Origin of the sequence: Alteromonas sp. RW2A1 (assembly GCF_001886475.1) — a bacterium.
GTDB lineage: Bacteria > Pseudomonadota > Gammaproteobacteria > Enterobacterales > Alteromonadaceae > Alteromonas > Alteromonas hispanica.
Window position 1 is genome coordinate 1,943,783 of sequence record NZ_CP018031.1, and the last position, 15,581, is coordinate 1,959,363.

Sequence of the window (15,581 nt, forward strand, 5' to 3'; positions counted from 1 at the left end):
AGACTCTAGCCACTGTCTTGCTGTTACTATAGCGTTGCTCTTTCTGTAGCGTTGCTCTATCTTTAGCATTGCCCTTTCTTCAGACTTACTAAAGCTCACGCCTAAATATTCAATCTATCTCCTTAAATACTACACTGACAGCACACCGTATCGACATTCTAGTTTCAACAGCTATGATTGGACAAAACCATCGGTCCGCATAAATAACAAAAAGTATAAAATAACTACATAAAATCTTGATAAGCACTTTATAAGAATTTGGAGATGTCATGCTACAACTAAAAGCCGCCACATTCGGTGTATTAATGGGCGTGTTAAGCGCTTCATTATCAGCCGCCCCCTCCCCTATTACAGATACGCAGAAAGACACTGCTGAACAATTAATTGAAACCGCGTTAAATAGCAAATTAGGCTACGATATTGTTACCTCTTTAACCACAGAAGTTGGCCCGCGGTTAGGAGGCTCTGAAGCCGAAAAGCGCGCTCGAGACTGGGGCGCAGACTTAGGCAAAGAGTTGGGGTTCGACAAGGTTACGATAGAAGAATTTAGTATGCCTTTTTGGGACAGAGGGCATCTACACATTGCATTAACCTCTCCTTATCAGCAAGAACTATACGGAACTGCGCTGGGCGGAGCTGCGCCAAGTAAAAGCGAAGTAAACGCAGATGTGGTTTACTTTCGTGATATTCATGCGTTAACTGAAGTAAAAGACGGCGAACTGCAGGGTAAAATTGCCTTTGTAGACGGAGATGCTATGGTCAAAAGCCAGACGGGAGCAGGCTATGGACAGGCTAATCAACGCCGCCGCATTGGTTGGCAGCACGCTCAGCGTGGAGGTGCTAGCGCCCTTGTAGTGCGCTCAGTAGGCTCTGACTCCCATCGTTTTCCTCATACAGGTATGATGAGTAAGAACGGTGATAAATGGGCAGAAATACCGGTAATAGCTATTTCTAACCCCGATGCAGACCATTTACGTCGTTTGTATCGCACAGATAAGCCTCTTGCATTGTCACTTCACAGTGAGTCGAAATGGAAGGGTGAAGTAAACAGCGGCAATGTTGTAATGGATATCGTGGGTAGTGAAAAACCAGAAGAAATTGTGCTAATTGGCGGCCACTTAGATAGCTGGGATCTGGGAACTGGCGCGGTAGATGATGGTGCTGGTATTGCTATTACCACAGCAGCTGCGGCACTTATCGCTAAACTTCCAACTAGGCCAAAACGCACTATTCGCGTTGTTATGTTCGGAGCCGAAGAAGTTGGTTTACTAGGTGCGTTTGCCTATGCGAAACAGCATGAAGCTAATTTGGCTAATCATGTTATAGCCACTGAATCCGATTTTGGCGCACAAACTATTTGGCAGCTCGTCTCAAACGTCAACCCAGAGGCTACAATATTGGTCGATGAGATTGCTAAAATACTGTCACCACTTGGCATCATTAGAGGTGCAGCAGATGTTGTTGGCGGCGGACCAGATATTATTCCGCTTGCAGCAAAGGGCGTCCCTACTATTAGGCTTAATCAAAATGGTCGAGATTACTTCGATTTACATCACACTCCCGATGATACTCTGGATAAGATAAATCCTGATGAGCTTGCGCAAAATATCGCAGCTTATGCGGCCAGTATATATTTACTTGCCGACACAGAGGTTGATTTGAAGAGCACGAAATAACACAAATACCAGTGAACAAGGATGTTATACAAGTCCGCATAGATACTTACCCATTCAGCGAGACTTAAAATGTTCGTAATTGCGGCGTGTTACCGCAGGCATAGTGGTTCTAAATCAAGGTGACACAACAAAGAGTACGGACATTTTAAACTCGCCATTCGGGGAAGTCTGGCAATAACCTATGCGGATTGGTATCAGCTGCTTGATGGTAAAAAGTGTGGTTTGAAAATCAAATATTGAAGAGGTTTTGGCTAAATCAAACTTAAGAGAAGTTTAAAAGCCATTCAAGATAAGCTCTGGTTTCTTTTTTCGAGGTAAACTCAACATGACGTTTGCCATTCACTTCTGTGTAAGCAATGCTGTTTTTGTGTACTGATATATTTGAAATGGGAGTTTGTATAGGAGAGTTTTTAAATGTTTGTGCTTGCAAATTATTTACTTCTTTTATCATTATTATATTTTTGTTTTTAGTATTCCTCTTGTAGTCAGCAATTTATAGTAAGAAATAGAAATTCAAAAAACTTATTAATTAGGCTCTCAAAAGAGAGCCTAATTGCTTCGTAAACTTAACTAGAGCTAAGCTTATCGAACAACAACGTTAGCTGCTTGTGGGCCTTTTTGACCTTGTTCTACTTCGAAGCTTACCGCTTGGCCTTCAGAAAGAGTTTTGAAACCGTCAGAAGCGATTGAACGGAAGTGTACGAATACATCTTTACCGCCGCCGTCTTGAGTTAGGAAACCAAAACCTTTTTCTTCGTTAAACCATTTTACTGTGCCATTTACTGAATTAGACATAATATATACCTTTTAAAAATTGATGTTTGTGTGGTGAAATCACCGATAAGCGATAGACATAAACGAGCTAGTAAAGCAGATGTATATCTATATAAAACTTCAATTGAAGGAATAAAAGAGTGGTACAGCGCAGTATTAGGTAAAGCGTAAAACATATCTAAAGCCCGCGTAAGATACATGCTATGGCAGAGTATGTCTAACCTTTTCCCCATTATTTCGTATATATATTACTAAAGCAATGATAACTCCTCCTTAACCTCATGTTTACTATCACTTTATTGAATATTTTTATTTTGCTGCTTCGCGTCGCTTCCTTTTAGAGAAATAAGGGCGATCCTCACCAAACATACCAACTCAGTATTGCTTAACAGTTACTCACGGTAATTTAAGAACAGCGTAACCCGCTGCAATTCTCAAACATATCTTTAAGAGTTATTCTTTACCGTCATGCGTTTAATTACACTAATTACGCTTGGTCCCATTGCACTTATTTTGTTTATCTGGGTTGCTTAAATTTTTAGATAGCGAATATCTAGTGCACACAAACTATTATGAGAGAATCACTATGAGAATGCTGCATACAATGCTGCGCGTGGAAAACCTCGATGCATCGTTACACTTTTACACTGAGCTCATGGGCATGCGCTTATTGCGCAAGTCTGAAAACAAAAAGTATGAATACACACTGGCTTTTGTTGGTTACGGCGATGAAGAAAATTCTACTGTGCTGGAGCTGACTTATAACTGGGGAGACAATACCTATGATAAAGGTAATGCCTATGGCCATATTGCTATTGGCGTGGAAGATATCTATGGTTTTTGTAAAAATCTTGAAGCTCACGGTGCTGAAGTATATCGTCAGCCGGGGCCTGTAAAAGGCGGTAGCACCGTCATTGCTTTCGTACGCGACCCTGATGGCTATGCCATTGAACTCATTGAAGGCCGATAGCTTGATATCACAGGCGTGTTTAACCGATTCATCCACCGTGTCCGAGCAACCTTAAACACCTCCACACAGGCATAACATAAGTTTGGATAGAAGCGCTTGGATAGCAATATCGTAACAAAGCGCCTTTAAGATGTGTTCGGAGCCGACTCATTTGGAATATAAGTATGAAAGTTAGCGTTGCCACCAGATACCTTTTTACCGCGCCGCGTTTTATTGCAACCCTTGTTACAGCATGCCTCCTTACGGCGTACCTGCCCTCCTTTGCAATAGCGACTTCCCACGAAGATTCTGCGGCTTCCTCTTCCAGTATGGCTGGTAAGCCTTTTGCCATTATTGCTCATCGGGGTGCGTCAGGCTACTTACCTGAGCATACGCTTGAGGCAGCCACTCTTGCATTTTCATTGAACGCTGACTTTATAGAGCAGGACGTAGTTATCACTAAAGATGATATTCCCGTTGTACTTCATGATATTCACTTAGAAACTGTGACCAATGTAGAGGAAGTATTCGCTGATAGAGCTCGGAAAGATGGAAGGTATTACGCCCGTGACTTTACACTTGCAGAGCTACGCACACTTAGCATTCACGAGCGTGAGGATAAAAAGCAAAACCCCGTTTTTGCAAAGCGCTTTTCCGCATCTGCACCACACTTTTCTATTGCCACTTTATATGAACACTTAGAGTTAATAGGCGAGCTCAATCGGCAGTTCGGTAAATCTGTAGGCGTTTACCCAGAAGTGAAGTCTCCATCGTTCCACTTAGCCGAAGGGGTAGATGCCAGTAAGATTGCTATAGAAGCGCTTCAAACGTACAAACTCGATGGCGCTAGCAATAATAGCTATTTGCAGTGTTTCGACTTTAATGAAATCAAGCGCATACGCAACGAGTTAGGCTACAAAGGCAAGGTTGTTATGCTAATTGGAGAGAACAGTTGGCGCGAGAGTAAGACAGACTACAACTGGATCCGCAGCGCAGAGGGTATGGCTAAGGTAGCTGAGTATGCTGATGGTATAGGTCCTTGGCTCAATCAACTTTTCGACGCACAAACTTATGATGACAAACCTTTAGGTAAGCAGTCTTCGCAAAAAAATCAGAGCACAATCAAAGCTGCAGGGTGGATTTCAGAGGCGCATAAATACGGGTTAACGATACACCCCTACACCTACCGCCAAGATGCACTTCCGCTAGGCCTATCTGGCGAACAGCTACTAAATGCCTTAAAAACGCAAGTAAAGGCAGATGGAATATTTACCGACCATATTCCACCTGTTGCAAAGTGGCGCGCTGATTATCTCAATTCGAACGCTTTGCATTCCGCCCGGTTATGACTTAGATAGACGCACCACAACTCGCCTGTTTTGCGCCCTAGACTCGCGGGTGTCATTCGGAGCAATATGACGCTTTTCTCCATGTCCTGTTAGTTGAATACGATCGTTAGGGACACCCAATGTCGTCAAATAGTCTTTAACTTCGTTCGCTCTTTGAATAGAGAGCTGCTCGTTGGTCCAGCGCCCTCCATAGCTATCGGTGTAACCGTCTAACAACACAAGCTCAAGCTCAGCATCTTCTTTGAGGTATTCACCTATCATTGTTAATCGTTTCTGCGAATACTTTGTGAGTTCTGTACTGTTATTTTTGTATGACAGCACGGTATAAGCAATATCGTCGAAAGTGTAAGGCAGTAAGTTAGCAACACAATTTACAAATTCTCTGTAAACGCTGGTAAAGTTGCTAGCGTTTAACGCAACGCTCACTTTATCGTATTTGTTGTACCAATCTTGATAGTAGATAGTGGGCCAGAATCCTTTTTCTAACTCTGACAGCATTGTCCAGGCCGCGTCTTGTGGGAGGTCACCATTGTACTGCTTGCGTATCGTCATATCAGCTATTGGCTTGGGCGCTACGCCGGGCATCCATTTAGGTGGCACTGAGTATACCGCCGCAACGTCAAATCGATTGGGCAGCAGGTGCATATCAAGTTCGAACTCCATATTGAGTTGCTTCGAGGCCACGCTAGTAAACATGGCATCACCATATCCGGGAAGATCATGGTTGAGCCTGCACTGTAACCTAGAATCCTTCTCAACTTGCCAATTTGAAGTCTCAACGGTAGCGGAATACTGACGCATTGCAGCGTGAGACACCGTTGCAGACGCTGCCATACCAACGAGCATTGCAAATAAAATAGCAGGTTTTATTTTCCACCCGATTTTACATGTAAAAGACATACTGACGCCCAGAAAATGAAAATTTTTAACTTATACGCCCACACTTACTCTTCATTTAGGCACAGAGTAGGTTATAAAAAACCCTGTTCCCAGATTATTCGAATGTGTGTAGTAGAGTCGCGCTTAGTGTTATTATCGCCTGAATTGTAGAAAAGTTTAGTCTTGATTGCCAAATGTCCTTGGCTTACTTCCCTGGTTGCCTCTTTTGTTTTAACGTTCTATTTTTGCGTTCTACCTTTACGTTCTATGTTTGCCCTAGCGCTTGCCTGCCCTGCTCGAACAACTTCACACCGTAAAACAGCTTCTATACAATTCATGCTAGCACTTGCCTTACATACTTGCGATAATCTTTGCAGAAACAACACGTGCCCTATAGTTAAGCCGGTCACATCCAAATTCACCCGTTCTTATAAGAGAGTCTATGTCTTCAACTGCTAAGTCTTCTACAGCCCCGTCTTCAACTGCGATACCTAGCTTATCTGAACGATTTAGAGGGTACTTTCCTGTTGTTATAGATGTTGAAACAGCGGGATTTATTGCAGGCACTGATGCACTATTAGAACTTGCTGCCGTGACGGTGAAAATGGACGAAAATGGTCTGTTACACCCAGACCAAACTTTTCACTATCATATTGAACCCTTTGAAGGCGCAAATCTTGAACCTGCCGCATTAGAGTTTAATGGTATTGATCCTCATTGCGCTCTAAGAGGCGCAATAGAAGAAAGTGAAGCCATGAAGGAGCTGTGTAAAGGCGTGCGCAAGGCGCAAAAAAATGCAGACTGCCAACGCTCTGTGATCGTAGCTCACAATGCCGCCTTCGATCAGGGTTTTGTCAATGCTGCCATTCAACGCTGCAATATCAAACGCACCCCATTCCACCCTTTTGTGTCTTTTGATACTACCAGCCTGGCTGGTTTAGCACTTGGCCAAACGGTATTGGTTAAGGCCTGCCGCGCTGCAGGTATTGAGTTTGACCAAAATGAAGCCCACAGTGCACTGTATGACGCACAAAAAACCACAGAGCTATTCTGCTACATGGTAAACCGCTATAAAGCCCTTGGCGGCTGGCCCCTTGAAAAGGAGTGTTAACTAACACTCGCCCCTCCGAAATTAAAAATTTAGCGTCTATAGACGCTAAACATAAGCCTTTTTTGACCACTAAACAATTTGGGTAATTTTTAATGAAAATAATTCTCATCACGACTTGCCAAACTCATGAATAACAATTATTATCATTTACAGATTCATTTGGAGTGCCCAATAATGTTTGTATGTATGTGCTACGGAGTAACCGACAAAAGTATTCGCGCCGCTGTTGAAACGAACGGTGTTGGAAATATGCGTGAGTTGCGTGAGCATTTAGAACTGGGCTCTCAATGTGGCAAATGTATTGGTATGGCTCAGCAAATAATTGACCAAACAATCATCGATGAGTCCCTGTTTAAAAACGTGGGTTAAAACGTTATTTTCTGTACGCCTTCATATTTCCTATCAAAAGCGTTTAACGTTTACTCAAACGAATACTCTAAACCCGCATAATAGAAGTTGCCGTTGATACCACCTGGCGTGGTCGGCGGATAGAGTGCTCCAACTTCCTCTTTAAAAACATTCGTGTCTGGTAGTGTATTAAAAAGATTCTGTACGCCTAAGGTTAACCGAGTTTCCTTTGAAAACTGCCACGCAAACTGCGCATCCATGGTAAATCTAGCTCCTCCATAAATATCTAGCCCTGCAGACGCATCTAGGTGATCTTCATAAAAAGAACCAAAATAATTCAGTCGCCAAGTAAACTCAAAAGACTGCAGACGTTGTTCTAATGTAATACTCCCCCTGTGTGCCGGCAAATTATCCTCCAGCATGCGGATGCGTGCCTCGGTTAGGTTTGGCGCTAATTGTAATCTTCCATCAATAACCGCGGGGTAAAGTGTAACTCGCTCTACCTGCGTGTCTGTCCAGTTATACGCAAAAAGTAAATTGTTTTGCCACTCATCAAACATAAACTGATAGTTAACAACAACATCAATACCTTGTGTTTTTGTGTCAAAATCGTTGGTGAAATATTTCGCTGCATTATATTTTGCAGCGTCGGGGCGACCGTTTTGAATAAGCGTATTGATATCGCTTTCAGTAAGTGGAATAGCTGAAGTAGTGCTAATTCTATCTCTTAATCTAATATTAAAATAATCGATGGTAGCAAAGAACTGGTCGCTAGCTTGCAACACCGCCCCCACACTAAAATTTACCGACTCTTCCGGCTGCAAAGGCGTTGCACCTAATTGCATAGATATCATATCAGTGGGAGGTAACGTAGCTTGGTCTTCAAGCCCGTTTTCGCCATAAGCAGTAGTTACGTTGATAACATTACTCTGCCCCACTGTCGGCGCTTTGAAGCCCGTATTAACAGAACCTCGAATAGCAAACAGATCGCTTAACTTGTAGCGGGTACTGAGCTTTCCGTCGAAAGTCGTTCCAAAATCACTAAAATGTTCTACCCGCGAAGCCAATCCGAATTGCAATGACTCGGTAACAAACAGCTCTATGTCGCCATACATTGCCCAGTTGTTACGACTCCAGTGTCCCGCAGATTGAGGCTGATAGCCTGGAAAACCGTTTGAGCCAATCGCAAACCCTTCGTTTAAACCAAGTGGTGGCTCTAAGGCAAAAGGTCCGGCTATGTATGAGTTTATATCACCGGCCTTTTGAAAGTATGTCTCTTTGCGCCATTCAAGACCTACACCAATGCTGATAGGATCTTCAAAAACCGATTGAATCAGCTTAGTAAAATCTAAATTTAATGTACGCTCAACTTGAGATACGCCTCCGGGATCAAAGGCCGTGGGCGATTCCGGACCTAACGACGGGTTTACCGTGCCACTGATATTATAGTCAATGTTGCTGTAACCAACCGTTGCGCTTGCATCAAACGCCCAGTCGTAAGGTAATTCTTTTTTCAAGCCCAGGGTAACGGAGCCATCTTCAATCACACCGCCGAAGCTTGGCGTAAAGCCGCCCGGATAAAGTTCGTTAAACGCAAAACAATTAGCGCCCACAGGGGTACTGTTATCCGCTATTTTCAGATAGTTCGGATCTTCAAGCACATTAGCGTCGTTCAATATTATCAACGGACAGGATATACCACTATCTACACCGTCTAAATCGGCAACGATTAAGCGCCGAGCCCCGGTTTCGGAGTCGGTTCTGCTAAACACACCTTCTCGGGTTTGCGGGTTGCGGTAATAAAAACCTCCAGATAATTCTCTTTTAGCCGCAGTAAGAAAACTATAAAGCTGGGTAGACGGTGAAAATTTGAAACCTGTATTAATTGCAAATTTAAGGTCTTTATCCACATCTAAAGCCCCCCATACTTGTGCGGGGTTGTCGATGAATGCATTGCCTTGTTGAGTTAGGGCAATAGCGTCATCGCGCTGAACAGAGCGAGATGTGCCACCTTGCTGTCTATACTCCCCAGTAACATTAATAAAACCGTTGTCGCCAAATGCAAAACCTCGATTTCCCTGAAGTTGGAAAAGTTCACCATCTCCCTCGCCGTATGCGCCAGTTTTCAGAGCAATACTCCCGCCCGCTTTCGCATCTTTGAGCACAAAGTTAATTACGCCAGCAATTGCGTCAGAGCCGTATTGCGCAGAGGCACCATCGCGCAATACTTCAACCTGCTTTAAAGCGTAGGCCGGGATAACAGAAATATCTGGGCCTTGAGCACCATCACTCAGACCACCGCCAAGAAAGGTAATAACCGCAGAGCGGTGGCGGCGTTTACCGTTGAGCAGTAACAACGTGTGATCAGATGACATTCCCCGTAGGTTAGCAGGCCGAACCAAGCTGCTTGCATCGTTTATAGGCTGGTCGTTCACATTAAGAGACGGAACCATAACGCTGAGCATAGACAATACATCTGCGTTGCCCTGAGAACTTAAGGATTTTGCGCCAATGATATCTAAAGGAACAGGAGAATCTGTTGCACTGCGGGGAGTATTTCGCGTTCCCACAATAGCAATGCGTTCTAGTGCGTTGCCGTTGTCGGCTTGCTCTTCTTGCTTATTCTGCGAAGCTTTCTTGGTGGTTAATGACGCTCGTGAGCGTATACTCAACACACCTAGCTCATCAGTAATAACAGCAAGTTCGGTGCCTTCTAGTAATTGCTGAAGAGCTTCGCTAAGCGTAAAGGTTCCAACTAATGAATTGGTTTTAACGCGCTTTGCTAAATCGAAAGGAAAAAGCAATGTTGTGTTAGCCTGCTTCGCCAATTCTGTGAGTGCTTCATCTGCCGATTGAGACTTAACCGAAAATGTATAAGAAGGTGGAGAAGCGATGGGAGGCGCCGGGGCCCCTTTTTCAGTTATTGTATTTTGCAGTGCATAGCTGTTGTTTGAGCATATCGCACTGAGTATAGAAATAACTACGACAAGAAAAAAAGCACTTCGCTTTGCATTCCCGTGCTGCGTATCTACAGCAGATTCACGCCAACATAAAATTTGACGTTTAATAAAGTGCGAGATGTTAGCAAAATGCATGTACTGCAAGATAATTTTTCGATGTGCTATTTGTCGTTATTATATTGTCACATTCAATAGCCTGATGCCACTAAGGGCAGTGACATCCGGCTAACTTTTTAATCAATCATCAAGATGCTACCGATAATTGAATGCTCGTTTCTGTTACTTTCTCATAATTGATATTAAAACTACTTTTAAGCGCCGCTAGCAAACCGTCAATATCACCAACTTTAAAGTAACCCGCCACTCGACGTTTGCGCAAGCGCTCATCAGCAATACTGAAACGAACCGACGTATATCGCCCAATCTCTGCTAGTACTGCTTCAAGAGGCTCGCCCTTAAACACAATCATGCCCTGCTGCCATGCAAGATCATCTTCAATATCGTTCTGCGTCATATTCTCACGCGCTTCTACTTTTCCTTGAACCGTCGCCTTTTCGCCAGCGAACATAAGAAGCCCTTCTTCCGCTACAGACTTCTTACCAAAAAGTGATTCTGCAGAAGACGCATCTTTAAATCTATCTTTCACTAACACCTTGCCATCGGTAACAACCAACTCAAAGGCGTTATCATCGATGTACTGCATATTAAACGCCGTCCCTACCGCAGTGACGGTGTTTTTCCCCGCGGTGACTGAAAACGGACGAGACTTATCATGAGCCACCTCAAAATGCGCCTCGCCTCTAAGTAAAACGATACTGCGAGCTGTTGGGGAAAAATCTACAGTAACAATAGAGTTAGTGTTCAGGTGAAGAATAGAACCATCGGCAAGAGTAATATTTTTTTGCTCTCCCACGCCGGTTTCAACCTTCTCACTTGTGCTCGCAAACTCAGCACTATTGTCTAACCATCCGCGCTGCACGACAGTACCTATGGCTAGCGCCATTACCAAAAATGCTGCTGCAATTCCCCAAGTTTTCGAATAATGACGAGAAGAATGAGAAGGCTGACGTTTGTTTTTACCCGCGTCATTTTTACGCATGGTTGCTTCTGGAAACAAACCACTTAACTCATTCAGTACTGACATGTCGTCCCACAAGCTAGCAGCATCAATGAGAGACTGTCGGTGGGCGCTGCTCTCACCCAGCCAGTAATCAAGCTCTGCGAGTTCATTGTCTTTCAAACCGCGATCTAGGCGACTAACCCACAGGCATGCCTGCTCTTGGATATCTTCTTTACTGGAAAATTGACGAATATTGTTCATATTAACTACGGCTTATGTCCTGAGTCGCACTCACGGGTGCTTGGGGCGATGTCGTGTTTTTAGATAAGTCGGCCAAATACCGAGAACACATTAAAAGACCTTTGGCGACATGCTTTTCTACGGTGCTTTCGCTCAGCCCCACAAGCTCTGCAATCTCTTTTTGTCGCATGCCATATACTTTTTTGAGCAAAAATACGCGTTTTACATCAGCTGACAGTGTGTCTGTCGCTCGGCAAAAATGAATAAAACGTTCTTTGCTCTCTACGTTTTTTTCTAAACTATGCCCAACAAGTTCGTAAGGCAAAAGATCCATGTCGTCTAAATGCTGTTTATTTTTATTCTCAGCTTTTGCAACATGGTTCAGCGCTAAATTACGCGCTGTTTTGAGCATGTATGTCCGCTCGTACTGTATTTCTTGTTTTAATTCTGCTTCATAGCTTTTTATAAAAGCTTCTTGCACGATATCTTCAATGTCGTCGGCGCCAACAATAGAACCTACTGCGCGCATTAACTTAGCGCGGTATTTTAAAAAGGTTTCAGCTACTGTCGACTTTCTCTTCATAATATTAAAAGTGGTGTGTTTCGATTTGCTTACATAGGCATTAATAATGCCTGTTTCTTTATCACTTTTCACGTAAATGATGCTCGAAATGACAAATAAAAGGGGAGCGAAAGCTCCCCTCCACTTCGAAACATTTGTGAAAGTTGTGTTCGCTAGTGTTAGCGATTAAAAAGAATAAACACCTCTTAGATAATAGAAGCCACCGTTGATACCGATGGGTGAGGTCGTTGGATACAACGAACCTGCAATACCGGCATACTGTGTATTCTCATCTGGGTATTCATCAAAGGCGTTTTTCGCGCCTACAGTTACAGTAAACTCTTCAGTGAAGTTGTAAGCCACTTCTAAGTCCACAGTAAATTCTGAGCCTACTTTATCGATTGGAAGCGCAGAATCTAAGTGGTCTTCAAAGATGCTACCGTAATAGTTTAAGCGTGCAAGGAAGCGCCAATCACCATTCGTATGGTTCGCCGTTGCACTGTAGCGCACTGCTGGAAGGTTATCTTCTAACATGCGAATACGCTCAGCTGAAATGTTGTCCGATGCACGGTCAACCTCTGTCGATGTCCAGTTGTAAGCAAGTGAGAACTTAGTCTCGCCGCCCATCATCTCCATCGAGTAGTTGGCGACTACATCAAGACCTTCAGTGGTTGTATCGAAGTCATTGGTAAAGAAGCTGATCTCTTGGAAGCTAGATGCATCGTTAATGCCTTGCGCAAGAAGTGCTGCAATATCGTCTTCAGTCAAGGCAATACCAGACGCAGTACTGATACGGTCAGTCAGCTCAATATTGTAGTAGTCCGCAGTAATGAATAGACCATTTTCGAAGTCTGCTACTATACCAAACGTGATACTTTCTGATTCTTCAGGTGTTAGCTGCTCACCACCTTTAAGCTGAGATACTGGATCAGTTGGCGGTAGCGTTGCGCGGTCGATTAGCTGACCACCCGTACCGAATGCCGTTGTAACGTTACGCACATTACTTTGACCAAGCGTAGGTGCCTTAAAGCCAGTTGAGAATGCACCACGGAACGCGATGTTCTCAAGCGCTTGCCAACGGAATGCAATTTTACCTTTAGTCGTATCGCCGAAGTCAGAGAAATCTTCGTAACGTAGCGCACCGGCTAACATGAAGTTTTCAGTGATATAGGCTTCTGCGTCAACGTAAAGTGCAATATTGTTGCGGGACACACGACCTTGGCTATTGGCCGCCAAGCCAGGGAAACCATTTGAGCCAATGCCAAAGCCTTGTGTCGCCAACGGACCTATTTCATAAGAGGCAGTATCACCTGCAACGCTCTCATAACTCTCATTGCGATATTGGAAACCTGTCGCAACGAATAGCGGCTCATACAAACCAACATCGAAAGGCTTGGTAAAGTCGATATCAAGAGTTTGTTCAGATTGTGTATAACGGCCTGGGCTAAACGACGTTGGTGTGTCTGGGCCTAGAGACGGGTTGATTGTGTTGCTGATCGCAAAATCAACTTCGTTTTGGCCAAGGTTTAAACTAACGTCATAAGTGATGTCGTTATCCAACTCACCTTTGGTACCGAACACAAGAGACATGTCCGTTACCGTACCGCCGAAGCGAGGTGTAAAACCACCTGGAAGAATCTCGTTAAACGCGAAGCAATCTGGGTTATTTAGCACCTGATTGATGTAGGTAGGGTTTTCTAGAACGTTATCGCCTACAACGATATCGGTAGGACAGTTACCTGACATATCGCCGGTCAAATCGCCTACAAGCAACAATTGCTCGCCGTCCGCATTTGTACCACCGTCGTTTACACCACCACGATTGTGTGGATTACGGAAATAGAAACCGCCTTCAACCTCACGTTCAGCGAAGTTACCAAACATGTAAGCTTCTGAAGTAGCAGACAACTCGATGCCAGCGTTAGCAAAAAGCTTTACGTCGTGCTTAATTTCAGGCGAGCCCCAAATTTGTGCAGGATTTGCAACAAAGGTATTTCCTGCAGCGACAAGAGCGGCAGCGTCATCGCGCTGAATGCTGCGTGATGTATCGTCAGCAGTGCGATATTCTGCTGAAAGATTAATGAATCCATTGTCAGACAGTGGAAGACCAACATTTCCTGAGAGCTGGATCATGTCACCATCGCCTTCATAGAAAGAGCCGTAACGTGCTTCAAACGTTCCGCCTTCTGAGGCGTCGTTGAGTACGAAGTTGATAACACCAGCAATGGCATCTGAACCGTATTGCGCAGCGGCGCCGTCACGAAGTACTTCTACTTGCTTCAATGCTGATGCTGGTATAACCGAAATATCTGGACCTTGTGCACCGTCTGATAGACCGCCGCCAAGGAACGTGATAACTGCAGAGCGATGACGACGCTTTCCGTTTACTAGCACAAGCGTGTGGTCTGACGCCATACCGCGAAGGTTAGCTGGACGTACAAGTGTTGATGCATCGTTAATAGGCTGGTCGTTCACGTTGAATGAAGGTACAACTGTTTGCATCATGGATACCATATCGGTGGCACCTTGTTGCTTAAAGTCTTCACTGGAAATAATGTCAATCGGAACTGCTGAATCGCCAATTGAGCGCGGAGCAGCACGTGAACCTACTACTGCAATTTGCTCATAATCTTCTGCTTTTGTTTCATCGCTTTCTTCTTGCGCAAAAACAGGCGCAGTTGCGATAACGGAAAACGCAGCAGATGCAGTAAGAATGCTGCGTACGTTTTTAGTTAGTAAAGACAAGTGTGTATTCATGGTGTTTTCCCGAAGTGCTTTTAGTAGCGTTGACGCTTTATGCGTTCTAAACCAATTCAAAAATGATTGTATTTTTACCTTCAACACTGACGATTAATTCGTCAGCACGGCACGATTTATAGAGCGTAACGCACTAAAAAACAAACCATTTTCGACAAAATAAAAATATATTTTTACACCGTAGAGGATTTTGTTTTCTGACTTGTCTATATAGTTTTAGCGGGGGTAAAGGTGGGAGATTTCTTGCCGTTCCTAACAAAAAAAGCCGACTGAAAGCCGGCTTCTTAATATAGTAAACTGATTTACAGTTTTACTCTTCAGTTTTATGTTTTTCAGCAGTTTCTTTGATAAGTGGCTGTAGCTCGTTTTGCTGGAACATTTCTATAATAATGTCACAACCACCCACAAGTTCACCGTCAACCCACAGTTGCGGGAACGTAGGCCAATTGGCATATTTTGGCAACTCTGCACGAATGTCTGGGTTCTGAAGGATATCAACATAAGCAAATGCCTCACCGCACGACATTAGCGCTTGCGATGCTTGTGAAGAAAAACCACAGCTTGGTAGTTTTGGTGAGCCCTTCATATATAGAAGAATTGGATTTTCTTCTATTTGTTGCTTTATTCGTTCAATCGTCGATTGGCTTTCAGTGTTATCCATTAGATCCTCTCAGCGGAATAGTTAATATTCAAGAAGTGGGAATGCTCATCATATTTATCAAGGGGAGGATAACATAATTTATTTTCTCGTTATCCTTCTTAATGTTTACTTCAAGCAATTAGCGCTTTGACCCGCACTAGCGAAATGAAGTACTGCCAATAGAGGCGTTTTCTACGTTGTAAAGTGATCTGTTCACTCAGTCATGCGCTATCTAAAAGTATTAATTAACATTAACGTTTTTACCATGGCAAAAAA

The 15,581-nt window shown here is 43.8% G+C and carries 13 protein-coding genes; 5 read left to right on the forward strand and 8 right to left on the reverse strand.

Annotation, left to right across the window (positions count from 1 at the left end):
• Window positions 1–305: 305 nt before the first annotated feature.
• Window positions 306–1,676 carry a M20/M25/M40 family metallo-hydrolase gene (locus BM528_RS08725; RefSeq protein ID WP_332249013.1) on the forward strand — a complete coding sequence of 457 codons (1,371 nt, stop codon included), beginning with the start codon at window positions 306–308 and terminating at the stop codon, window positions 1,674–1,676.
• 262 nt (window positions 1,677–1,938) lie between these two features.
• On the opposite strand, the gene BM528_RS08730 is transcribed toward BM528_RS08725, so the two are convergent.
• Window positions 1,939–2,127, reverse strand: a complete 189-nt coding sequence (locus BM528_RS08730) for a hypothetical protein (protein ID WP_071979550.1) — start codon at window positions 2,125–2,127, stop codon at window positions 1,939–1,941.
• Window positions 2,128–2,258: 131 nt separating this feature from the next.
• Window positions 2,259–2,471 (reverse strand): transcription antiterminator/RNA stability regulator CspE, encoded by a 213-nt coding sequence (gene cspE, locus BM528_RS08735; RefSeq protein WP_032094499.1) that lies wholly within the window; start codon window positions 2,469–2,471, stop codon window positions 2,259–2,261.
• A 565-nt stretch (window positions 2,472–3,036) separates the two neighbouring features.
• Here cspE and gloA point away from each other — a divergent pair.
• Both gloA and glpQ read left to right on the forward strand, forming a co-directional pair.
• The gene (gloA, locus tag BM528_RS08740; protein WP_071979551.1) at window positions 3,037–3,420 is read left to right on the forward strand and encodes a lactoylglutathione lyase; all 384 of its coding nucleotides are present in this window, start codon (window positions 3,037–3,039) and stop codon (window positions 3,418–3,420) included.
• Between the two features lie 164 nt (window positions 3,421–3,584).
• Window positions 3,585–4,748 carry a glycerophosphodiester phosphodiesterase gene (gene glpQ, locus BM528_RS08745; protein ID WP_083595242.1) on the forward strand — a complete coding sequence of 388 codons (1,164 nt, stop codon included), beginning with the start codon at window positions 3,585–3,587 and terminating at the stop codon, window positions 4,746–4,748.
• Here glpQ and BM528_RS08750 read toward each other — a convergent pair.
• Window positions 4,743–5,648, reverse strand: a complete 906-nt coding sequence (locus BM528_RS08750; RefSeq protein ID WP_071979552.1) for a flagellar protein MotY — start codon at window positions 5,646–5,648, stop codon at window positions 4,743–4,745. The two genes, glpQ and BM528_RS08750, sit on opposite strands and share 6 nt — an antisense overlap.
• 421 nt (window positions 5,649–6,069) lie before the next feature.
• On the opposite strand from BM528_RS08750, the gene rnt reads away from it, so the two are divergent.
• Together rnt and BM528_RS08760 are read left to right on the forward strand one after the other, a co-directional pair.
• Complete coding sequence (gene rnt / locus BM528_RS08755; protein WP_071979553.1) at window positions 6,070–6,738, forward strand: ribonuclease T; 669 nt, start codon at window positions 6,070–6,072, stop codon at window positions 6,736–6,738.
• Window positions 6,739–6,912: 174 nt separating this feature from the next.
• On the forward strand, window positions 6,913–7,107 hold the full coding sequence (locus BM528_RS08760; protein ID WP_032094496.1) for a bacterioferritin-associated ferredoxin: 195 nt from the start codon (window positions 6,913–6,915) through the stop codon (window positions 7,105–7,107).
• A gap of 50 nt (window positions 7,108–7,157) precedes the next feature.
• Here the strand turns inward: BM528_RS08760 and BM528_RS08765 are convergent, their stop codons facing one another.
• The 5 genes from BM528_RS08765 to BM528_RS08785 form a co-directional block, all read right to left on the reverse strand.
• Window positions 7,158–10,181 (reverse strand): TonB-dependent receptor plug domain-containing protein, encoded by a 3,024-nt coding sequence (locus BM528_RS08765; protein ID WP_083595243.1) that lies wholly within the window; start codon window positions 10,179–10,181, stop codon window positions 7,158–7,160.
• Between the two features lie 109 nt (window positions 10,182–10,290).
• On the reverse strand, window positions 10,291–11,367 hold the full coding sequence (locus BM528_RS08770) for a FecR family protein (protein ID WP_071979554.1): 1,077 nt from the start codon (window positions 11,365–11,367) through the stop codon (window positions 10,291–10,293).
• Between the two features lies 1 nt (window position 11,368).
• Window positions 11,369–11,929 (reverse strand): RNA polymerase sigma factor, encoded by a 561-nt coding sequence (locus BM528_RS08775; protein ID WP_442855910.1) that lies wholly within the window; start codon window positions 11,927–11,929, stop codon window positions 11,369–11,371.
• A 165-nt stretch (window positions 11,930–12,094) separates the two neighbouring features.
• Window positions 12,095–14,665 (reverse strand): TonB-dependent receptor plug domain-containing protein, encoded by a 2,571-nt coding sequence (locus tag BM528_RS08780; RefSeq protein WP_071979556.1) that lies wholly within the window; start codon window positions 14,663–14,665, stop codon window positions 12,095–12,097.
• Window positions 14,666–14,975: 310 nt separating this feature from the next.
• Window positions 14,976–15,326 carry a Grx4 family monothiol glutaredoxin gene (locus tag BM528_RS08785; RefSeq protein WP_071979557.1) on the reverse strand — a complete coding sequence of 117 codons (351 nt, stop codon included), beginning with the start codon at window positions 15,324–15,326 and terminating at the stop codon, window positions 14,976–14,978.
• Window positions 15,327–15,581: the final 255 nt, after the last annotated feature.